We start from the raw sequence: 21,016 nt of genomic DNA on the forward strand, positions 1-21,016 counted from the left end.
AGGGCGTCCTCCGCGGTGGCGGGGCAGACGACCTTGAGGCCGGCCACGTGAGCGAACCAGCCCTCCGGGTTCTGGGAGTGGAAGGGGCCGGCGCCGACGCCGCCGCCGGAGGGTAGCCGCACCACCAAAGGGCAGGGTAGCTGCCAGCGATAGTGGAGCTTGGCGGCGACGTTGACCAGCTGGTTGAAGCCGCAGGAGATGAAGTCGGCGAATTGCATTTCCACCACCGGCCGATAGCCCAGCAGCGCCGCACCGGCGGCGATACCGAGGGTGCCGCTCTCGGCGATGGGGGTGTCCAGAACGCGGTCCGGCCAGCGCTGCCAGAGTCCGCGGGTGACCCGGAAGGCGCCCTCGAAGACGCCGATGTCCTGGCCCATGAGCACCACCCGGTCGTCCCGCTCCATCTCCTCCTGGAGGGCTCGATGGACGGCTTCCACGTAGGTGCTCTGGGGCCTTTCGGTGCTTGGGGATTCCTCGCTGGCCGGAGGGCCCTCCGGGGCCGCGGTGGGTGCGTCGGGGGTTGACTCCGGCACCGGGGCGAAGATCGGGCGCCGCGCGGTGGCGGATTCCGGTGGCGGGGAGTCGAGAGCCGCCGACAGAGCTTCCTCCACCAGCTCGCCGATGCGAGTGTCGAGCCGTTCGCGCACGGTGGCATCGAGGAGGCCCGCGGCTTCCAGGCGGCGAGCGAAGCCGGGGACCGGATCCGCCGCCACATAGGCCTCGAGCTCGTTCTCCGGCACTACCTTGAGGGAGTCGTCCCCTTCGCTATGACCGCGCATGCGGCCGAGCATCGCCTCGATGAGGGTGGGACCCTCACCGGCGCGGGCGCGGGCCACCGCTTCCGCTGCGACCTGGGCCACCGCCAGCGGATCGTTGCCGTCCACCTGCACGCCGGGGATGCCGTAGCCAGCACCGCGGGAGGCGAGGGATTCGCAGGCGTATTGGCTGCTCACCGGGGTGGAGAAGGCGTAGCGGTTGTTCTCTACCACCAGCACCAGCGGCAGCTTCCACACCGCCGCCATGTTGAGGCCCTCGTGGAAGTCGCCGGTGGAGGTTCCGCCGTCGCCGATGAAGTTCATCGCCACCCGCTGCTCGCCCTGGCGCTGGAGACCGAAGGCACAGCCGGCGGCCACCGGGATCATGGAGCCCAGGTGGCTGATCATCCCGACGTGGCGGATGCCCTGCTCCGGCGCCATGAAGGCGTAGTGGAAGGAGCGCTCGATGCCTTGGGAGAACCCGTCGGCGCGACCCAGCAGCTGACAGGCGAGGCGGTAGAGTAGGCGTACCGGATCGTCTCGACGCTGGTCCGGCTCGCCGAAGTCAAAGCCGGGGAAGGTGCGGGCCGGGTCCAGGTACACCGACAGGATGGCTCCCAGGTCTCGGTGCAACGAGCACAGCACATCCCCCGGTCCCAGAGCGAGGCCGCAGGCGACGGTGGTGGCTTCGTTGCCCACCTCGCTGTACCACTTGGAGATGCGGCCGGTGAGCAACAGCGACTCGAAGCGCGAGTCGAGGTCGCGGGCGAGCTTCATGAAGGCGTAATGACGGAGGGCTTCCAGGGAGCGATTCACGGTTGGGATACCTCGGGGGCAAAAGGAATGGGTGTGACGGCGGGGGTGGCGGGGATTTTAGAGGATCCGGCGCCGAGAGGCCAATCCCCCCGGGCCGCTGAGGCCCGATTCAAGAGCTGCGGAGGCTGGCGACCCGTTCTTCGAGGCTGATCCAATCCGGGTTCTCCGGATCCATCTGGCGCAGGATGCGCAGCGCCAGGCCGGCCTTCTCGGCCTCGCCGGCGGCGATGAACTCCTGGACCTGCTGGGCGCCGTAGATCACCGAGCGCTGGCGTTGGGCCAGTTGCTCCCGACGGTCGACGCGGTCCAGCAGCTGAGCCGGCAGCGGGCTTTCCGGCAGGGCTTCGCTAAGCTCCCGCACCACTTCCCGGGCCCCCTTCCAATCCTCCGCTTCCAGCCGCGCATCGATGCGTTGTTCGAATGGTTCGACGACCTCCAGGTCCCGCTGCCGGCTGCGCTCGGTGGCCAGTCGCTTTTCGTACAGGGTGAGGGTGACCTTGGCGACGCCGAGGTCCGTCAGCTGGCGGTAGATTTCGTCCGCTTTGTCGACATCGCCGTCGGCCAGGGCCGCTTCGAATTGCACGCTGTGGGTGGCGAATTCCTCGGTCTGGCTTTGGCGGGTGCTCAGCTCGTCGATCTCCGCCTGCAGCTGATCCGCCAGCTCGCCGGTGGGATCGTGGCGGGCGACGAGCTCCAGCTGTTTGCGGGCCCCCTTGACATTGCCCTGGGCCAGGGCTTCGCGGCCGGCTTCGAGGGCCTTTTGGGCGCGCTCCCCTTGCTGCTCTTCCTCTTTGATCAGCCGCACCCAATCCTGGAAGTCCTTGCGCCGCGGATGCTCCGGTTGGAGCTCCAGGAGGGCGTCGAGGGCGAGGGTGGCGAGCTTGGTCTTGCGCTCCTTGAGATAGCGCTCGACCATCGCTTCCGCCTCGCGGACGGCTTCCTCGGGGCTCATGCCAGCGGGCTCTTCTTCCTCAGGGCTCTCTGGGGCTGCTTCCGCTTCGTCCTCCTCCTCGGGCTCGTCCTGCACCGTCTGAAGGACCCGGGAGTCTTCAAGCGGAGCGGTCTCGGAAGGGTCCAAGGGCGTCAGCTCGGGTTCCGAAAGAGGAATCTCGGGCAGCTCTTCGCTGGGGGCGGCGGCCTCGGTGACGGCGGGCGGTGGCGGCTCCTCGGCTGGTGCTTCCCCGGTTGGCGCTTTCCCGGTTGGCGCTTCCCCGGGGGCGAAGTCCGGCAGCGACTCGGCTTCCGGGAGCTTCTCCGATTCCGGCGGTTGCGGCGCCGCCTCGGATGTCGGGGTGGGCGGCGTCGGGATGGGCGGCCCAGACGGTGGCCGGGGAGGAGGAATCCGGCTCGGGTCGACCTCCGCCAGCAGCTCCTTGAGCTCTACCAGACCGCTGGCCCGAGGATGGCTGGCCTCGAGCTCCTGGGCGATGCGCCGAGCTTCCTCCACCTTGCCGTCGCGGGCGGCCTCTTCCGCTTCCCCCAGCATGCGGGTGGTCTGCTTCATGCGCCGCGCCGCCCGATCGATCTGGGCGAGGAGGTCTTCGCGCTCCTGCTTCGAGATCAGGCTGCCGGAGCGCCGGGTCGCGCTCTCGGCGCTCTTGGGGGCCGGGGCGGCGGTGTTGGGGCGGCCGCCGAAACCTTCCAGCAGCGGCTCCAGGGCTTCGATGAAGGCGATGGCATCGCCGTAGCGGTCGTCCCGATCCCGGGCCAAGGAGCGGCGCACCACCAAGTCGAGCTCCGAGGGGACCTCCACCTCGGGGTTGCGGCCGACCATGGGCAGTGGCTCCTCGGTGAGGCGCTTGAAGACGGAGCCCGGGGCGTTCTCGGCATCGAAGGGGCTTTGGCCGGTGATCATCTCGTAGAGCACCAGGCCGAAGGAGTATAGGTCCGAACGCCGGTCCAGGCCTTCGCCCTTGAGGGCTCCGGCTTGCTCGGGGGAGCAGTAGCGCAGCTTGCCCATGAAGGTGCCCGCCTGGGTGACCTCGAGCTTGGGGTCCGGGGTCAGAGCCTTGGCCAGGCCCAGGTCGATGATCTTGAGCAGGTGCCGGCCACGGCGGTCGCGGGTGATCATCAAGTTGTCGGGGCTGACGTCGCGGTGGACGACCCCGGCGGTGTGGATCGCTTCCAGCCCGCGCAGGGCCTGGATCCCCAGCTGGAGCGCCAGGGGGATGGGAAAGCAGCCTTTGTCCGCCAGCCAGCGGCCGACGTCCTCGCCGTCGATGTACTCCCAGGCGGTGTAAAAGTGGCCGTCCTCCAGCCGTGCGTAGTCGTAGAGGATGGCGACGTTGGGGTGTTTGAGATCGGTGGCTAGCCGCGCTTCCCGCAGAAAGCGCTTCTGGGCGTCAGTATCCTCCGCCAGCTCTCGACGCAGGATCTTGAGGATCCGTTTCTGCTCCAGATGCAGATGGCGCACGAGGTAAATATCCCCCATACCGCCACTACCAAGGCGGTCCAAGACCTCGTACTTGCCGTCGAGAATGCTTCCTGTATTGCGTTCGTCCACGCGGGCTAATCTCCCTGGCCGCCTTCGCCGACCGTCGTACCGAGCCCCAGCCTGAGGGGGTATTGTACGGTACCCGGCTCCACCTTTCAGCCCTCGGGGCGTCTCGGCGTCCTTTTCCGTCAGCGGGAGATAAAAAAAGCGGGAGCCTTGAGGAGGGCTCCCGCGTGAGGAGAGAATGTCGTTCCATTCCCTGGGTCGATCAAGGACCCTTGCTGTGCGTGCGCCCTATAAGAAAGCAAGGGCGGTGCCAGCTTTCGGGAAATCCAGGAAAAAAATCAAAAAAAGTGACGGAGGCCCTGAGTCTGGGGGCTTGCGGGACTGGAATCGGGTTGGAGAAGGGCTCGGAATTCCTTGATGCCGGAAATCGCTCCCCTGGGAGATTCTCCACCCCCCGGGAGATTCTCCAGGGCGGTCGTCGGCCAGGGCCCGGGCCGGAGGACAGGGCGGCTAGGAAGGAAGCTCGATCTCGTAGTCGCGGATCTTCTTGCTCAGGGTCTTGACGTCGATGCCCAGGAGCCGCGCCGCCGGCGCCTTCTTGCCCTCGGTGTAGCGCAGCGTGCGCTCGATGTGCAGCCGCTCCACCTCCGCCAGGGGCACGGGGGCGGTGACCAGCTCGCCGGTCTGATTCTCGCGCAGGGAGGGGCGGATGTTTTGTGGCAGGTCGTCGGGCTGGATGATCTCTTCGGGCACCAGCAGGAGAAGGCCCTCGATGGTGTTGGCCAGCTCTCGCACGTTGCCCGGCCAAGAGTAGCTCTGCATCAGGCTCAGGGCGCTCTCGGAAAAGGTCTTGGGGGGCAGGCCGCGGCCCTGGAAGCGCTTGAGGAAGCCGTCTACCAGCTGCGGGATCTCCTCGCTGCGTTTGCGCAGGGGCGGCACCGTCAGGGTCACCACGTTGAGCCGGAAGAGCAGGTCCTCGCGAAAGTTGCCAGCGTCGACCTCTTTGCGCAGGTCCTTGTTGGTGGCGGCGATGATGCGCGCGTCGACCTTGCGCGGGGAGGTGCCGCCGACCCGCCGCAGCTCGCCGGCGTCCAGGACCTGGAGCAACTTGGCCTGCATGGCGTGAGTCATCTCCGCCACCTCATCGAGGAAGAGAGTGCCCTGGTCGGCGACCTCGAAGAGGCCCTTCTTGGTGGCGACGGCGCCGGTGAAAGCCCCCTTCTCGTGACCGAAGAGCTCGCTCTCCAGCAGGTGGTCCTGGAAGGCGCTGCAATTGATCGCGACGAAGCGCGCTTCCCGCCGCGAGCTGAGCTCGTGGATGAGCCGCGCCACCATGCCCTTGCCGGAGCCCGTCTCCCCTTGCATCAAGACCGTGGCGGTGGAGCTGGCGATGCGCTCCACCAGCTGCAACAGCCGCACCATGGCGGCGCTCTCGCCGAGCACCGGGGCGTTGAGCTGGCTAAACCCGGGAACCCGTTCGAGAATGGAGGAGACGGTGTCCTCGCTACGTACCGAGTCCGCCTCCTCGATGAGCTTGCGCAGGTCGTCGGTGCGCAGGGGCTTGGTGAGGAAGTCGTAGGCCTCGGGCTCGATGTCGACCGCGTCGAAGGCCTGGTCGTCGGCTCCTTCGGCGGAGAGCACCAGCAGGTCCGCGTCGCCGCTGTCGCCGTCGGCGCGGCGGTGGAAGCTCTCCAGGCGGCCGAAGGAGGGGATCTTGAGGTCCAGCAGCGCCTGGTCGTAGTCGCTCTCCCGGGGGGATTCGAGGGCGTCCTGACCGCTCTTCACCGCCACGATCATGCGGCCGGCATCGGGTAGGTCGCGCTCCAGAAGGATGCGCACCGGGCGCTCGTCGTCGGCGAGCACGACCTGGATGGATTTCCCGTGGCTCATAGGCGGCTCATCTTAGCAGCCCGCCCGGCGGCTGATAACGCTCGGCGGATCTCGGCCGGCGGATTCGCGTCGTCCGATCCCCGCTCGTCGTTGCAGTCTTGCCGGCGGGCGCCGCCTCTTCCACCCTGACCCCGAGGCGGGCGCTGCCGGTCAGTCCATCTGCTTGCGCAGCACCGTCGGAATGTCGTAATCGTCGACGTTGGACCAGTTGGGTCCGTAGCCGCCGGGATCATCGGCTTGGTTGTGGGCGATGACCTTGCGGTAGAAAGGCATCTCGTCCTCCACCGGCTCTTCCACCGGTTCCGCTTCGGGCTCCTCCACCGCCGGCGGCGGGGCGGTTTCCTGGCGCCGGGTGATCACCGGCTCGGAGCGCGGCGCCGAGCGGTGGGGCCGGTCGCTGATCTCGAAGCCGGTGGCGATGACGGTGACCTTCATGGCCTCCTCGAGGCCGTCGTCCAGCACCATGCCGGAGATGATGTTGGCGTCCGGATCCACCGCCTCGGAGATGATGTCCGCCGCCTCCGCCACCTCGTGGAGGGTCAGGTCGCGGCCACCGGAGATGTTGATCAGCACTCCCTGGGCGCCCTGGATGGAGGTTTCCTCCAGCAGCGGCGAGGAGATGGCCCGCTGGGCCGCCTCGACGGCGCGGTTCTCGCCCTTGGCGATGCCGGTGCCCATGAGGGCCATGCCCATGCCGGTCATGATGGTGCGCACGTCGGCGAAGTCGACGTTGATTTCACCGGGCACGGTGATCAGGTCGCTGATGCCCTGCACCGCCTGGCGCAGCACGTCGTCGGCGATGCGGAACGCCTCGGACAGCGGCGTGCCGCGGTCGACGAAGCTCAGCAGCCGCTCGTTGGGAATGGTGATCAGCGTGTCCACCGCCGAGCGCAGCTCCTCGATGCCCTTCTCCGCCAGCTGCTGGCGCCGCCGGCCTTCGAAGGTGAAGGGCTTGGTCACCACCGCCACCGTCAAGGCGCCGATCTCCGACGCCAGGGAAGCGATGATGGGGGCGGCGCCGGTGCCGGTGCCGCCGCCCAGGCCGGCGGTGATGAAGATCATGTCGGAGCCGTCCAGCAGAGAGAGGATCTGCTCCGTATCCTCCAGCGCCGCCTTGCGGCCCATTTCCGGATCCGAGCCGGCCCCCAGCCCCTTGGTCAGGAGCTGGCCGATCTGCAGCTTGGTCGGCGCCTGGCACTTATTCAGCGCCTGGAGATCGGTGTTGGCGGCGATGAACTCGATACCACCGAGATCCGCGGCGATCATCCGGTTGACGGCGTTACCGCCGCCACCGCCGACGCCGATGACCTGGATGCGAGCCGGCACCACGTCGCTCCGGGTAGCCTCCTGAGGAGGTGCGGGAGCGACTTCCGGCTCTTCCTGTTCGTCGAAAAGAATCATGGCGTTCCCCCTTTGGGTTATTCCTGCAAAACGTTGGAGCTTGGCGATCCACGCTCGCTAGTTCCGTAAAACTGGTTAGAGAAGGTCCTCGAACATGCCGCGCAGGCTGCCCATGACGCTGCGTACGCTGAAGTGACTGCGGCGGCGTTTGCGATTCTGATTCTGCTCCGCGGTATGGCCCCAGCGCAGCAGGCCGGAGGCGGTGCACCAGCGCGGGCTGTTGATCACGTCCACCAGCCCGCCCAGGCCCCGCGGCAGGCCGTAGCGCACTCCGGTGTTGAAGATCTGCTCCGCCATCTCCAGCAGGCCGTCGAGCTTGGCGCCGCCGCCGGTGAGCACCACCCCGGCCCGCGGCGGCTCCTCGAAGCCGTGGCGCAGCATTTCGTCCTGGAGCAAGGTGAAGAGCTCTTCCGCCCGCGGCTGCAGAATGTCGCAGAGCTCCCGGCGGGGCACCACCCGGGTGGTGCCGCCGGCCACCGTCGGCACCGAGATGCCCTCGTCGTCGCTCACCATGTGGGCCAGGCAGCAGCCCTCCCGCACCTTCAGCCGTTCGGCTTCGGCGAAGGGCGTGCGCAGCACCATCGCCAGGTCGTTGGTGAAGTGGCCCGCCGCCACCGGCAGCACGCCGCTGTGCTGGACCTCGCCGTCGACGAAGAGGGAGTACTCGGTGGTGCCGCCGCCGATGTCCAGCAACAGCACCCCCAGCTCCCGCTCGTCCTCGGTGAGCACCGTCTCGGCGGTGGCCAGAGGCTCGAAGACCATCTCCGCTACCTCGATGCCGGCGCGGTTGACGCAGGTCAGCAGGGTCTTGGAGCGGGTGACGTTGCCGGTGACCAGGTGCAGCATCACTTCCAGCCGGCTGCCGAGCATGCCCAAGGGCTCGGAGATGCCGCCCTGCTCGTCCACCAGGAACTCCTGGGGAATGGCGTGGAGGATCTCCCGATCCGAGGGCAGCGCCGCGTTCTGCGCCGCGTCCAGCACCCGCTGGATGTCCTCGCGGGTGATCTCCCGGTCTTTGCGTTTGACGGAGACCATGCCGCGGCAGTTGATGCTGCGAATATCCGCCCCGGCGACCCCGACGTAGGCGCGGGAAATCTCCACCCCCGCCATCACCTCGGCTTCCTCACTCGCCTGCTTGAGGGCGTCGACGGTCGCTTCGACGTTGACGATGTTGCCCTTGCGAGTGCCGCGGTTGGGGGCATCGCCCTTGCCCACGACCTCGATCTGGCCCTGCTCGTCGCACAGGCCGATGAGCACGCCGATCTTCGACGAGCCGATGTCGATTCCTACCAGGTAGTTCTGCGGTTTGGCCATTCGCCTCACCCTCTGCTCGGAGTCGGGGCAGCCGCCGCGGCGGCCTGGCCCTTCTCGGGTTGCAAGACAATTCTCCGCGCGAAGCGCAGATCGACGGCCCGCACCTTGCCGTACCGCTGCCGAATCTCCGGCAGCAGTCGGGCCAGGTAGCCGACCTTCTCCTCCAAGCTGCCCGCCCGCACCACCAGCGGGAAGGGCAGCTTCGTTGCGTACAGACGGAAGTCGTCGTCTCCGAGGACTTCCACCGCTTCCAGGCGGCCTTTCCAGGCACCGGGAACGCGGTCGAATTCAGCCGCCACCGCCAGGGCCCGGCGCCAATCCGCCGGGGTGCCCCAATCTTCCGGGGCGCTCGGACCTGCCGGCGTCTCGCCGGTGTCCGCGCCATGCCAGGTGCTCCGCAGCCGCAGCAGCTCGCCGGCGTCCTCCTCGGGGCCCAGCGGGGCAATGATCTCCCCCCGGGGGTTGACCAGGAGCGCCTGCTCCCCCAGCTCCAGCAGCGCCGCCGGCTGATGCTCCACCAGCTCGATCTCGAGGCCGTCCGGCAGACGCTTTTGTACCGCCGCTCCGGCCACCCAGGGGTGCTCGAGGAGTCGGCTGCGGACCTCTTCCAGAGGCAGCATCAGCAGGTTGCGGCCGCGCAGGGTGGCCAGCTGCTGCGCGACCCAGGCTTCTTGCACCCGCGGGGAGGGATGGACCTCGAGCTGGCGGAAGGAGAGCTGGGGGGCGGTGAACAGCCAGGCCACCAGGGCCATGGGTAGGCCGACGGACCACGCCAGGAGCAGCAGGCTGCGGAGCACCCGCCACGTGCGGCGCCAGCGGTGGCGATTGTGGGCCGGGGCGCGGCGACGGCGGAATCGGGGCACGATGTTGTCGTCGAAGGACGACGGCCCCGGAACCCGATGGGGATGGCCGGCGGTGGCCGGGCGCCACGGTCTTTGCGGTACGGGGCGCTGTTGAGGTACCGGCCGGGGCCGCGCGGTGGTCCGAGGGCCCTCGGGGTTGTCCAGCTCCCGAGCCTCCAGATCCGGCCCGGTGGCGGGATCCAGCATGGCCTCTGCTTTCAGTGCGCGGCTCATGCCGGGACCTCCGGGGTGGGGGCCTCGGCCAGCTGCGCCGCCAGGCGATAGACGTCGCCGGCGCCCAGGGTGATCACCAGGTCTCCCTCCTGCACCGTCTGGGCCAGCCGCTCCGGCGCTTCCTGCCAGGTCGGGCAATGCTCTACCTGGCGATGGCCGCTACGGCGGGCGGCGGAAACCACCAGCTCGCCGGTGACGCCCTCCACCGGCTCTTCCCGGGAGCCGTAGACGTCGGTGACCAGCACCCGGTCCGCCGCCAGCAGAGCGCGGCCGAAGTCCTCCGCCAGGGCTGCGGTGCGGCTGTAGAGATGGGGCTGGAAGATCGCGATGACCCGGCCGCTGCCGCTCACCTGCCGCGCTGCCTTGAGGGCCGCCGCCACTTCCGTGGGATGGTGGGCATAATCGTCCACCACCCGCGCGCCGTGCCAGCTGCCCACCTGCTCGAAGCGACGGTGGACGCCGCCGAAGGAGGCCAGGGCGCGGGCCAGTTCCGGCTGCTCCAGACCGACGCTGCGCGCCACCGCCACCGCCGCCAGGGCGTTGGCGACGTTGTGCTGACCGGGGATGGGGACTTCTAAAGTTCCCAGCTCGCCGGCCTCGGAATCCACCACCTTGAAGCGGGTGCCCCAGGGCAGGCTTTCGAGCTCAGCAGCCGACAGGTCCGCCTGGGGCGTCAGGCCGTAGGTCAGCACGCGCCGGTCCGCCAGCCGCGGGAGGATGCGCTGGATGTTGGGGTCGTCCAGGCACAGCACCACGCGGCCGAAGAAGGGCACCCGGCGGGCGAAGGTGATGAAGGCTTCCTCGATCTCCGCCAGGTCGCGGTAGGTGTCCAGGTGGTCACTGTCGATGGAGGTGATCACCGCCACGATGGGGGAGAGGCGCAGGAAGCTGCGGTCGTATTCGTCCGCCTCCGCCACCATCAGGTCGCTGCGCCCCAGCCGGGCGCCGGTGCCGGTGACCCGCAGTCGTCCGCCGACGATCACCGTCGGGTCGAGGCCGGTTTCCGTCAGCAGAGTGCCGATGAGGGAGGTGGTGGTGGTCTTGCCGTGGGTGCCAGCGACAGCGATGCCGTACTTGAGCCGCATCAGCTCCCCGAGCATCTCCGCCCGGCCGACCACGGTGATGCCCTGGCGGCGGGCTTCCATAAGCTCCGGATTGTCCGCCGGAATCGCCGAGGACACGACCACCAGGTCGGCGCCCTCCACGTGCTCGGGGTCGTGGCCGTGACGCACGTCGATGCCCAGCCGGCTCAGGCGCTGGGTGGTCTCGTTGTCCGCCTGGTCCGAGCCGGTGACCGTGAAGTCGTACTCCAGCAGCACCTCGGCGATGCTCGACATGCCGGCGCCGCCGATGCCGACGAAATGCACTCGGGAGAGGCCGGAGAAGCGTTGGAACATCATGGTCATGATGCTTCCCCCGGACCTTCGTGGCTCGCCGAGCCTTGGAGGCCTGCCAGCGCTTCCAGCCGGTCGGCGATGTCGGAGGAAGCTTCCGGCCGCGCCAGGGAACGGGCGGCGCTGGCCATGGTCATCAGCTGGTCGGGATCCGCCAGCAGCCCCAGCAGAGTTTCGGCCAGCACTTCGTCGTCGAGGGTGGCGCCGTCCAGCACCCGGGCGGCGCCGGCACTCTCCAGGGTTCGGGCGTTGTCCATCTGGTGCGCCAGGGCCGCCGCCAGGGGAATCAACACCGATGGCCGGCCGGCGGCGCAGATCTCCGCCAGGGTCATGGCGCCGGCTCGGGAGATCAGCAGGTGGGCGCGCTCCATGGCGCCGGCGACGTCTTCCAGGAAGGGAGTGACCTCGATGGTCGGCGGCTGTTCGGTGTCGACCTCGCTTCCCGTCTCGGTCAGAGCGCGGCGATAGGCTTCTTCGGTGGCGGCGGCGTGGGCGGCGCCGCATTGGTGCAGCACTCTCACCTTCCCGACGGAGAGCTTCCCGAGGGCGGGTGCGATGCGCGCCAGCGCCCGGGGTACCGCCCGATTCAGCTGCGCCGACCCCTGGCTGCCGCCGAGAATCAGCACCTCGAGGCCGGCGGGTGCTTCTCGGGGATCGGCCATGGGAGCCAGCTTGAAGAAGCGGCTGCGCACCGGGGCGCCGGTGACTCGGGCCGGGCAGCGCAGCTCCGGCACCGTTCGGGCGTAGGCTACCGCCGCTTCCGACGACCAGCGGGAGAGCATGCGGTTGGCGACGCCGGCGTGGGCGTTGGGCTCCAGAAGCATCACCGGCCGACCCGCCAGCCGCGCTCCCAGCACCGCCGGCGCCGAGGCGTAGCCGCCGGTGCCCAGGACCACGTCGGCGCCCAGCCGCCGGCACAGAGCCCGGCCGCGCAGCGCCGAGGTCGCCAGCGTTGCCGCTGCCCGCGCCTTGCCCCACAGGCCCTGCCCCACCACAGGCCGCGCCGGCAGCGGATGGAAATCCACTCCGTGGGCCGGCACCAGCCGGGCTTCCAGACCGTGGGGTGCTCCGGCGAAGCTCACCTGATGCCCCCGGGAGCGCAGCTCTTCCGCCACCGTGAGGGCGGGAAAGACGTGACCGCCGGTGCCACCGCCGGCGAGCAGCACGTGGAGGGTCGGGGAAACATGGGCGCGGGCCATCGCATCATCCATGTTGGGAAACGTTGAGCAGAACCCCGCAGGCAGCCATGGTGCTGACCAGGGAGGATCCGCCGTAGGAGATGAACGGCAACGGGATGCCCTTGGTGGGCAGGAGCGCCAACGAAACGCTGATGTGGAAGAAGGCCTGGAGGCCGATGAGGGCGGTGACGCCCCAGGCCAGGAAGGTGCCAAAGCGATCCGGCGCCTCGAGGCCGGCGACGCCGCCGCGCCACAGCAGGACGCCGAAGGCCACCAGCACCAGCACGGCGCCGATCATCCCCAGCTCCTCGCAGATGATGGCGAAGACGAAGTCGGAGTGGGGGTGGGGCAGGAAGTAGAGCTTTTGCAGACTCTGCCCCAGACCCAGGCCGGTGATCCCGCCGGAGCCCACGGCGATGAGACTTTGCAGCACCTGGAAGCCGCTGCCCAGAGGATCCTTGTCGGGATCCAGGAAGGTGGTCAGGCGTTGGGCGCGGTAGGGGGCGATGATCACCAGCAGATAGACCAGGGGGATCCCCGCCAGCACCATGCCCACCACGTAGCGCCAGGCGAGGCCGGCGAGGAAGACCGTCACCGCGGCGGTGCCCACGAGCAGCACTGCCGTGCCCAGGTCCGGCTGCAGCAGGATCAGCCCCGCCACCATGCCCAGCACCGCGGCGCAGGGGATCAGGAAGTGGGGGTGGTTGATGCGCTCCCACTTGCGGTCGATCTGGTAGGCGAGGAAGGGGATCACCGCCAGCTTGGCGAGCTCCGAGGGCTGGAGCGAGACGCCGCCGAGGTGGAACCAGCGGCGGGCGTTGTTTACCGGCGCCGAGAAGAGCACCAGGCATAGAAGCACCATCAGCCCGATCAACAAGCCGTAGATCACCACCGGCCGCCGCAGCTGCTGGTAGTCCATGTGCATGGTGATGCCCATGGCTACCAGGCCGACGGCGGCGGCCAAGGTCTGCTTGACCAGGAAGGGATTGATCACCCCGGCGGAGTCCCGGGCGACGGCGGCGCTAGCGGAGTAGACCATCAGCAGGCCGAAGCCCACCAGGCTGACAATGGCGGTGAAGAGGATCTTGTCGAAGGCGAGCTTCTTAGCCATGCTGCCCTCCTTCGAGATCCTGCTCTAGCTTCTGCACCAATTCCTGGAAGCGTTGTCCGCGGTGGGCGAAGCTGGTGAATTGGTCGAAGCTGGCGCAGGCCGGGGAGAGCAGCACTACGTCGCCGGAGCGGGCTCGCCGGGCGGCGGAGGAGACCGCCGCTTCGAGAGTGCCGGAGTGCTCCTGGGCAACAGCGCTGCCGAGGGCGGTGGACATTTCCTCCGCCGCTTCGCCGATGAGGTAGACCCGCTGTGCTTTGACCGCTGCCAGGCGAGCCAGAGGTGCCAGGTCGTCGCCTTTGTGGCGGCCGCCGAGGATCAGGTGCACCCGGCCGTCGGGGAGGCCTTCGAGGGATTTCACCGCGGCGGCGACGTTGGTGCCCTTGGAGTCGTCGAAGTAGGTGACGCCGGCGATCTCCGCCACCCGCTGCATGCGGTGAGGCAGGCCCCGGAACTCTCCCAGGGCCGCCTGGAGATGTTCCGGCTGGGCGTCCAGGGCACGGGCCAGCAGCGCCGCGGCCATGGCGTTCTCCAGATTGTGGGCGCCGGCCAGGGGCAGCTGATCGCGGGAGAAGAGCAGCCGGGGCTCGGCACCGGGGCTGTGCTCCACCACGTCCTCCCCTTCCAGGCGGCAGCCGTCCTGCACCGCCTCGCGGCGGGAGAAGGAGCGCCGCCGGGCTTTGAGATCGTGCACCAGGGCGAGCACCTGGGGATCGTCGCCGTTGACCACCGCCCAGTCGCCGGGCTCCTGGTGGGCGAAAATCTGCGCTTTGGCGGCGCCGTAAGCGGCCAGGTCGGGATAGCGGTCCAGATGGTCCGGGGCTAGATTGAGGAGCGCCGCCGCCCGCGGCCGCAGGGTGGGCATGGACTCCAGCTGGAAGCTCGACAGCTCCACCACGAAGGCGCGGTGAGCACCGGCCAGCACCCGCTCCGTCACCGGCGCGCCGATATTGCCGCACACCTCGACCTCCAGCCCCGCGGCGCGCAGCATGGCGCCGGCGAGCTCGGTGGTGGTGCTCTTGCCGTTGGTGCCGGTGATGGCCAAAACCGGCCCGCGGATCCACGCCAGGGCCAGCTCCGCCTCGGAGATCACCGGCAGCTTCCCCTGGCGGGCGGCGGCGAGCAACGGCCGGTCCGCCGGCACGCCGGGGCTCAGCACTACGGCGTCGAGGTCTTTTGGCAGGGCCCCCTCTTCGCCGCCTGGTAGGAGCTGGAAGCCATCCGCCTCCGCCAGCTCGCCGAGCTCCAGCTCTGGCGCCTGCCGACGGTCCACCGCCACCACCGCCAGCCCGCTGGCCAGCAGCAGCCGCGCCGCCGAACGCCCGGACAGGCCGAGGCCGTAGACCAGCACCCGGCGCCACGGGCGCGGGCCGCCCCAGCGGCGATGGAGGTCTTCGCCGCGGACGGGTTGGAGAGCGGGGGTGGGGGAGCTCATGAAGGAATGGTTCTCCGATTCGTGGGTCAGCGCAGTTTGAGCGTGGCCAGGCCCATGAGGCCGAAGATCAGCGCCAGAATCCAGAAGCGCACGATGATCTTCGGTTCCGCCCAGCCGGCGAGCTCGAAATGGTGATGGAGCGGCGCCATGCGGAAGATGCGCCGTCCGGTGAGTTTGAACGAGGTCACCTGCAGAATTACCGACAGGGCCTCCATGACGAAGAGGCCGCCCACCACCACCAGCAGGAGCTCCTGCTTGGCGAGGACGGCGACGCTGCCGATGGCGGCGCCGATGGACAGCGAGCCCACGTCCCCCATGAAGACTTCCGCCGGGTGGGCGTTGAACCACAGGAAGCCCAGGCTCGCCCCGCTCAAGGCGGCGCAGAAGATGGCCACTTCGCCGAGGCCCGCCACATAGGCCACCTGGAGGTACTCCGCCACCAGGCGATGGCCTGCCACATAGGTCAGGATGGCGTAGGTGCTGGCGGCGATGAGGGTGGCGCCGGTGGCCAACCCGTCGAGGCCGTCGGTGAGGTTGACGGCGTTGGAGCAGCCCACCAGCACCAACATCATGAACGGCACGTAGAACGCGCCCAGATAGAGCATGATGTTCTTGAAGAACGGGAAGGTGAGGGTGGCCCGCAGGGGATCGTCCGGCGCCCACATCAGCAAGCAGACTCCGGCAGCTCCCGCCGCCAGCGCTTGGAGGAGGAATTTGGTCCGCGCCGTCAGGCCCAGATTGCGCCGGTTGCGCACCTTGAGCCAGTCGTCGGCAAAGCCGATGGCGCCGAAGGCGGCGGTGGTGAGGAGCACCAGCCAGACGTAGAAATTCTCCAGGTTGGCCCACAGCAGGGTGGAGGTCATCAGGGCGAAGAGGATGAGCAGCCCGCCCATGGTGGGGGTACCGGCCTTCACCTGGTGACTGTCGGGGCCGACGTCGCGGATGTTCTGACCGATGGACAGCCGCCGCAGGGTGCGCACGAACCACGGTCCGAAGATCACCGACAGCAGCAGTGCGGTGATGATCGCCCCTGCCGCCCGGAAGGTGATGTACCGGAAGACGTTGAGCAGGGCGAATTCTTCGCTCAGGGGGAAGAGGAGGTGGTAGAGCATCAGTTCACCTCTCCTTCCGTAGCCCCGTTTTCTTCCGGAGTCTCGTCGTCGGCGCTGGGACGAGCTTCGAGCAGAGCGTCGACCACCGCGTCCAGCCCCACGCCACGGGAGCCCTTGACCAGCACCACGTCGCCGTCCCGCAGCTCGGCGACGGCGGGGCCGGCGGCGGCCTCGGCGGTGGCGAAGGCCCGACTCTCTCCGGCGTTGCCGAAACCCTGCACCACGTCGCGGGCCAGCTTGCCAACGGCGAAGACGGTTGCGAAGGCACGCTTGGCGGCAGCTTCGCCGATCTGACAGTGAAACTCTGGGGCGTCGGGACCCAGCTCCAACATGTCCCCCAGCACGGCCCAATGGCGCCGGCCCGGCAGGTTGCGGGCGCCGTCCAGGGCGCGGGTGACGGCGTCGGGGTTGGCGTTGTAGGCGTCGTCGATGATGGTGACGTCCCCCACCCGGTGATGCACCGTGCCTCGGCCCGCCACCGGCGCCACCGCCTCGACGGCGGCGGCGATTTCCGGCGCCGGCACGCCCAGGCTCCAGGCGCAAGCGGCGGCGGCTAGGCAGTTCTCGACGTTGTAGGGGCCATGAAGGCGCAGGCGCACCGGCGTGCGGTCTTCGCCGAGGGTCAGCTCGAATCGGCTGCCTCCTCGTGGGTCCGGACGCACGTTCTCTGCGCGCACTTGGGCGTCGTCGGAGGAGCCGTAGATCACTTTCGGCCCGCGGTGCTCGGCGGTGATGCGGCGCACCTGGGGGTCGTCGCCGTTGATCACCACCAGGCCGTCCGCCGGCAAGCCTTCGAGAAGCTCACCCTTGGCGTTGCCGATGGCGTCCAGGGAGCCGAAGAACTCCAGGTGGGCCGGCCGCACGTTGGTGTAGACCGCCACGTCCGGCCGCGCCAGCCGCGACAGGCGGCCCAGCTCTCCCGGCTGGGACATGCCCATCTCCGCCACCATCCACTGCGTGTCCTCGGGGATCGCCGCCAGGGCGATGGGGAAGCCCAGGAGATTGTTGAAATTTCCCGGGCTACGGGCGACCCGGAAGCGGCGCCCGAGCATCGACGCCAGGAGCTCTTTGGTGGTGGTCTTGCCGGCGGAGCCGGTGATTCCCACGACTTGGCCACCCATCTGGCGGCGAATCCCGGCGGTCAGGGCGTGGAGGGCGGACAGGCCGTCTTCCACCTGCACCAAGACCTGGCCGGCGGAGAAAGAGCGGGCGCGGGCCCAGCGGGCTTCCACCACCGCGCCGGCGGCACCGGCGTCGAGGGCGGCGTCGACGAAGCGGTGGCCGTCCACCCGTTCGCCGGGGAGGGCGAAGAAGAGCTCGCCGCCGCGCAAACGGCGGGAGTCGATCTCCACGCCGCGACAGCGGGTCTGGGGATCGCCGGATATCACCTGGCCTTGCATCATCTTCGCTGCCTCAGCGACCGCCATCTCGACCAAAACGGTCCTCCAGAGCGCGGACGATCTCCTCGCGGTCGGAGAACGGCGTCCGCCGCTCCCCTACGATCTGGTACTCCTCGCAGCCCTTGCCGGCCACCAGCACCACCGCTCCCGGCTGCGCCACCGCTACCGCCCGGCGGATGGCTTCGTGGCGGTCCGGCATCACTCGGTAGTGGGTGTTGCCGCTGGCCTTGAGGCCCTGCTCCACGTCGGCGATGATCGCCAACGGATCCTCGGTGCGCGGATTGTCGGAGGTAACGATGGGCAGGTCCGCCAGCTTGCCGGCGATCTCTCCCATCTGCGGTCGCTTGCCCGGATCCCGGTCGCCGCCACAGCCGAAGACCAGCACCAATTGCTCGTGGGTGAGCTGACGGGCCGCTACCAACAGGGCCTCCAGCGCCGCCGGGGTGTGGGCGAAGTCGATGTACACCTGCACGGGAAGATCCCGCGCCGGCCGGTCGCTCCCTTGCGCGGGATGGCTGGGTAGCTTCACCGGCTCGAGGCGGCCGGGGAGGGGCTCGCGCTGTTCGAAGCCCCGCATCACCGCCTCGTGAGGCAGCTCCAGAGCCTCCGCCACGGCCACCACGGCGGTGAGGTTGGCGAGGTTGAAGCTGCCTACCAGCGGCGACTTGAAGCGCAGATCCCCCCGCGGGGTATGGGCCACGGCACGGCTGCCATCGGCCCCCAGCTGGACGTCGGAGAGGCGCACCTCGCCGTTCTCGCCGTAGGTCAGGGCGCCGGGGATCTCCTCCGCCAGCCGTCGGCCGTAAGGGTCGTCGATGCACACCACCGCCCGACCGCCGTCCTTGAGCTGGTCGAAGATGCGGCGCTTGGCGGCGAAATAATCTTCGAAACCATCGTGGAAGTCGAAGTGGTCTCGGGTCAGGTTGGTAAACACCGCGACGTCGAAGGCGGCGCCGGCGACCCGGCCCATGGCCAGGGCGTGGGACGAAACTTCAATGGCCGCAGCGCGGGCTCCGGCGTCGACCATGCGGCGCAGCATGCGGAAGAGGTCGGAGGCCTCCGGGGTGGTGCGCTCTCCCGGGAAGCTCAGGTCGCGAAAGCGATAACCCAGGGTGCCGATCATCCCCGCCGGGCGGCCGGCGGCGTCGAGCACCGCGGCGGCGAGGGCGGTGACGGTGGATTTGCCGTTGGTACCGGTGACACCGACGGTGGTCATCTCGCGGTCCGGGTGGCCGTAGATGCGTGCTGCCAGCGGCCCCAGCATCGTGCGCGGATCGGCCTTGGCGGCGATCCAGGGGACATCGATCTTGGGCGGGGCGTTCCCTTCCCCGAGCACCGCCACGGCGCCCTGCTGCACCGCCTGCTGAGCATAGCGGCGGCCGTCGTGCTGCTCTCCCACCAGGGCGACGAAGAGGTCGCCGGGCTCGACGCTGCGGGAGTCGTGGGTGACTCCGCGAACGTTCACCGGTGCCTCGGGCGACTCCAAGGGCAAGCCGCGCACCAGCTCCTCGAGGCCGACGCCGGGCCCGCTCTTTGCGCCCCGTTCCATTTCTCGTCCTACCGGCATTACGACTCCCGCGGGTCCCCGGCGGTGAGCTGCGCCACGTGCTGCTCACCCCAAGGGCCCTCCTCTGGGCCGTCCGGTGTCACCCCGAGATAGAGCAGGGCGCGGCCGGCGATGTCGGAGAACACCGGCGCGGCCACCAGGCCGCCGCCGATGCTGCCGGAGCGCGGCGAGTCGATGACCACCAGCCCCACCAGCCGCGGTCGCTCCACCGGGGCGAAGCCGACGAAGCTGGGTACGAAGCGGGAGCTGGAGTAGCCGCCCCCGTCGGCGGCGGTTTCGGCGGTGCCGGTCTTGCCCGCCACCCGGTAGCCGGCGATGGCTCCGCGGTGGCCGGTGGCACCGGTCTGCACCACCCCTTCCAGCAGCTCGGTGAGCAGCCGGGCGGTGGCGGGGGTCAGCGGTTTGCCCACTACCGGCGGTGTCGCGTGGAGTCGCCACCAATCCCCCTCTTCGCCCACGGCGTCCACCACATGGGGCTGCAGCAGGAAGCCGCCGTTGGCCACCGCGGCAAAGGAGCGGGCGAGCTGCAGCGGGGTCACGGCGATGCCCTGGCCGAAGGAGATGTAGGCCGGGTCAAGGGCCTGCCATTGCTCCAGGGGGCGGAGGATGCCCGGGCTCTCGCCGGGTAGGTCGATGCCGGTGAGGCGTCCGAAGCCGAAGGCCTGGATGGCGGCGTAGAAGTCTTCCCGGGGCAGCCGCAGAGCGGTCTTGATCACTCCGACGTTGCTCGACTTGGCGAGTACCTGGCGGAAGGTGAGGTCGCCGAAGGGCTTGTGGTCCCCGATGCGGATACCGTGGAGGGTGATGCTCCCCATCTGGCAATCGAAGACCTCGTCCGGGCGCACCACCCGCGCCTCCAGGGCGGCGGCGGCGGTGACCATCTTGAAGGTCGACCCGGGTTCGTAGACGTCCTGGATCACCCGGTTGCGGTGGGCGCCGGAGCTGCGGTCGACGCTGTCGGCGTGGTTGGCGTTGAAGCCCGGGTAGTTGGCCATGGCGAGGACGGCGCCGGTGGTGGGATCGAGGAGGATGGCGCTGCCGCTACGGGCCTGGTGATGCTTCACCGCCTTCGCCAGCTCCTGCTCGGCGATGAATTGGATGGAGGCGTCGAGGGTGAGGCGCAGATCCTGCCCCGGCTCGGCGTTGCTGGGGGGCAGGGACGGGGTGCTGAGAGCTCCCAGCCGGGCATCCCGCAGCACCGTGCGCTCCCCTCGCTTGCCGGAGATCTCGCTGTTGTATTGATACTCCAGTCCCGCCAGCCCTTGGTCGTCGACGCCGACGAAGCCGAGCACCGAGGCTGCCGTCTCCCCCAGGGGGTAGTAGCGCTTGTACTCGCGGACGAAGTGCACCCCGGGGAGGTCGAGAGCGCGCACCGCGGCTTCCATGGGCGGATCGAGCTTGCGCCGCAGCCAGGCGAACTCGCCGGTGCCTTCGAGGCTCGGCAGCAGCTCGCTGGGTTCCATCTCCAGCACCGGCGCCAGGGCGGCGGCGGTGGCCTGGGGATCCTCGATGGCGCGGGGTACGGCGAAGGCGGAGGCTACCTCCAGGCTGACCGCCAGCTCGCGGCCTCGGGCATCGTAGATGGTGCCCCGGGGCGGGTGGATCTCCACCACCCGCTGTTGTTGCCGTTCCGCCCGCTGAGCGTAGTCCTCATGCTCCAACACCTGCAGGTGGTGGAGTCGCGCGGCGATTCCGCCGGCCCAGAGCACGGCAAGCAGCGCGAGGATGATGAGGCGGGACTTCACGGCAATTCCTCCAAAAAGACCATTTGCCGCCGTTCCGGCGGCTCCATGCCCAGATCCCGCACTGCGCGCTCCTCAATGCGCCGCGGGCTGGACAGATGAGCCGCTTCCAGGCGGAGCCGGCGTTCCCGCTGATTCAACTCATGAAGCGCGTGCTCCAGCTCGTCGATGCGGTACCCGGCGTCCAGGACCTGGAGGTGACTCCAGACGTAGACCAGCAGACACAGCCCCAAGGGCAATGCCGCCACCAAAATCAACACCAGCTCGCGCCGGCGCCGACGGTCGCGCTCGCGCACCAGGTAGGAGTTTTCTACCCGCTGCCCGCGCGCATAGGCGTTCCTCAACGTCCACCGCTCCTCGTCCACCACCGGCGCCGGGCCTGAAGCCC

At 69.1% G+C, this 21,016-nt stretch carries 15 protein-coding genes; all 15 read right to left on the reverse strand.

Annotated elements, in window-relative coordinates; translation table 11 throughout:
- A partial coding sequence (locus SX243_01890) for a thiamine pyrophosphate-dependent enzyme (protein ID MDY7091703.1) occupies positions 1–1,571 on the reverse strand: 1,571 nt, incomplete at its 3' end.
- 109 nt (positions 1,572–1,680) lie between these two features.
- The gene (locus tag SX243_01895; GenBank protein MDY7091704.1) at positions 1,681–4,074 is read right to left on the reverse strand and encodes a serine/threonine-protein kinase; all 2,394 of its coding nucleotides are present in this window, start codon (positions 4,072–4,074) and stop codon (positions 1,681–1,683) included.
- A gap of 447 nt (positions 4,075–4,521) precedes the next feature.
- Positions 4,522–5,901, reverse strand: coding sequence for a sigma-54 dependent transcriptional regulator (locus tag SX243_01900; GenBank protein ID MDY7091705.1), 1,380 nt, complete (start codon positions 5,899–5,901; stop codon positions 4,522–4,524).
- A gap of 150 nt (positions 5,902–6,051) precedes the next feature.
- Positions 6,052–7,302, reverse strand: a complete 1,251-nt coding sequence (ftsZ, locus tag SX243_01905; GenBank protein ID MDY7091706.1) for a cell division protein FtsZ — start codon at positions 7,300–7,302, stop codon at positions 6,052–6,054.
- A gap of 75 nt (positions 7,303–7,377) precedes the next feature.
- Positions 7,378–8,616 (reverse strand): cell division protein FtsA, encoded by a 1,239-nt coding sequence (gene ftsA / locus SX243_01910; protein ID MDY7091707.1) that lies wholly within the window; start codon positions 8,614–8,616, stop codon positions 7,378–7,380.
- Positions 8,617–8,621: 5 nt separating this feature from the next.
- On the reverse strand, positions 8,622–9,692 hold the full coding sequence (locus SX243_01915) for an FtsQ-type POTRA domain-containing protein (protein MDY7091708.1): 1,071 nt from the start codon (positions 9,690–9,692) through the stop codon (positions 8,622–8,624).
- The gene (gene murC, locus SX243_01920) at positions 9,689–11,098 is read right to left on the reverse strand and encodes a UDP-N-acetylmuramate--L-alanine ligase (GenBank protein ID MDY7091709.1); all 1,410 of its coding nucleotides are present in this window, start codon (positions 11,096–11,098) and stop codon (positions 9,689–9,691) included. Before murC ends, SX243_01915 begins: the two co-directional genes overlap by 4 nt.
- Positions 11,095–12,285: an undecaprenyldiphospho-muramoylpentapeptide beta-N-acetylglucosaminyltransferase gene (gene murG, locus SX243_01925; protein ID MDY7091710.1), complete on the reverse strand. Its 1,191-nt coding sequence runs from the start codon at positions 12,283–12,285 to the stop codon at positions 11,095–11,097. Before murG ends, murC begins: the two co-directional genes overlap by 4 nt.
- A 4-nt stretch (positions 12,286–12,289) precedes the next feature.
- Positions 12,290–13,375, reverse strand: coding sequence for a putative lipid II flippase FtsW (gene ftsW, locus SX243_01930; protein MDY7091711.1), 1,086 nt, complete (start codon positions 13,373–13,375; stop codon positions 12,290–12,292).
- The gene (gene murD, locus SX243_01935; GenBank protein MDY7091712.1) at positions 13,368–14,807 is read right to left on the reverse strand and encodes a UDP-N-acetylmuramoyl-L-alanine--D-glutamate ligase; all 1,440 of its coding nucleotides are present in this window, start codon (positions 14,805–14,807) and stop codon (positions 13,368–13,370) included. Before murD ends, ftsW begins: the two co-directional genes overlap by 8 nt.
- A 26-nt stretch (positions 14,808–14,833) precedes the next feature.
- Complete coding sequence (gene mraY, locus SX243_01940; protein ID MDY7091713.1) at positions 14,834–15,919, reverse strand: phospho-N-acetylmuramoyl-pentapeptide-transferase; 1,086 nt, start codon at positions 15,917–15,919, stop codon at positions 14,834–14,836.
- Entirely contained in the window at positions 15,919–17,322 is a 1,404-nt protein-coding gene (gene murF / locus SX243_01945) for a UDP-N-acetylmuramoyl-tripeptide--D-alanyl-D-alanine ligase (protein ID MDY7091714.1), read from the reverse strand. The genes mraY and murF overlap by 1 nt, the downstream gene beginning before the upstream one ends.
- A gap of 10 nt (positions 17,323–17,332) precedes the next feature.
- Positions 17,333–18,868: a UDP-N-acetylmuramoyl-L-alanyl-D-glutamate--2,6-diaminopimelate ligase gene (locus tag SX243_01950; GenBank protein MDY7091715.1), complete on the reverse strand. Its 1,536-nt coding sequence runs from the start codon at positions 18,866–18,868 to the stop codon at positions 17,333–17,335.
- Between the two features lie 17 nt (positions 18,869–18,885).
- Entirely contained in the window at positions 18,886–20,631 is a 1,746-nt protein-coding gene (locus SX243_01955; protein ID MDY7091716.1) for a penicillin-binding protein 2, read from the reverse strand.
- Positions 20,628–20,972, reverse strand: coding sequence for a cell division protein FtsL (locus SX243_01960; GenBank protein MDY7091717.1), 345 nt, complete (start codon positions 20,970–20,972; stop codon positions 20,628–20,630). The genes SX243_01955 and SX243_01960 overlap by 4 nt, the downstream gene beginning before the upstream one ends.
- Positions 20,973–21,016: the final 44 nt, after the last annotated feature.

It is taken from the genome of Acidobacteriota bacterium (assembly GCA_034211275.1).
In the GTDB taxonomy this organism is placed as follows: Bacteria; Acidobacteriota; Thermoanaerobaculia; order Multivoradales; family JAHZIX01; genus JAGQSE01.

Bases quoted from the DNA above. Each gene is read 5' to 3' on its own strand.
- SX243_01900 (MDY7091705.1), bottom strand. From the start codon at position 5,901: ATGAGCCACGGGAAATCCATCCAGGTCGTGCTCGCCGACGACGAGCGC.
- ftsZ (MDY7091706.1), bottom strand. From the start codon at position 7,302: ATGATTCTTTTCGACGAACAGGAAGAGCCGGAAGTCGCTCCCGCACCT.
- ftsA (MDY7091707.1), bottom strand. From the start codon at position 8,616: ATGGCCAAACCGCAGAACTACCTGGTAGGAATCGACATCGGCTCGTCG.
- SX243_01915 (MDY7091708.1), bottom strand. From the start codon at position 9,692: ATGAGCCGCGCACTGAAAGCAGAGGCCATGCTGGATCCCGCCACCGGG.
- murC (MDY7091709.1), bottom strand. From the start codon at position 11,098: ATGACCATGATGTTCCAACGCTTCTCCGGCCTCTCCCGAGTGCATTTC.
- murG (MDY7091710.1), bottom strand. From the start codon at position 12,285: ATGGCCCGCGCCCATGTTTCCCCGACCCTCCACGTGCTGCTCGCCGGC.
- ftsW (MDY7091711.1), bottom strand. From the start codon at position 13,375: ATGGCTAAGAAGCTCGCCTTCGACAAGATCCTCTTCACCGCCATTGTC.
- murD (MDY7091712.1), bottom strand. From the start codon at position 14,807: ATGAGCTCCCCCACCCCCGCTCTCCAACCCGTCCGCGGCGAAGACCTC.
- mraY (MDY7091713.1), bottom strand. From the start codon at position 15,919: ATGCTCTACCACCTCCTCTTCCCCCTGAGCGAAGAATTCGCCCTGCTC.
- murF (MDY7091714.1), bottom strand. From the start codon at position 17,322: ATGATGCAAGGCCAGGTGATATCCGGCGATCCCCAGACCCGCTGTCGC.
- SX243_01950 (MDY7091715.1), bottom strand. From the start codon at position 18,868: ATGGAACGGGGCGCAAAGAGCGGGCCCGGCGTCGGCCTCGAGGAGCTG.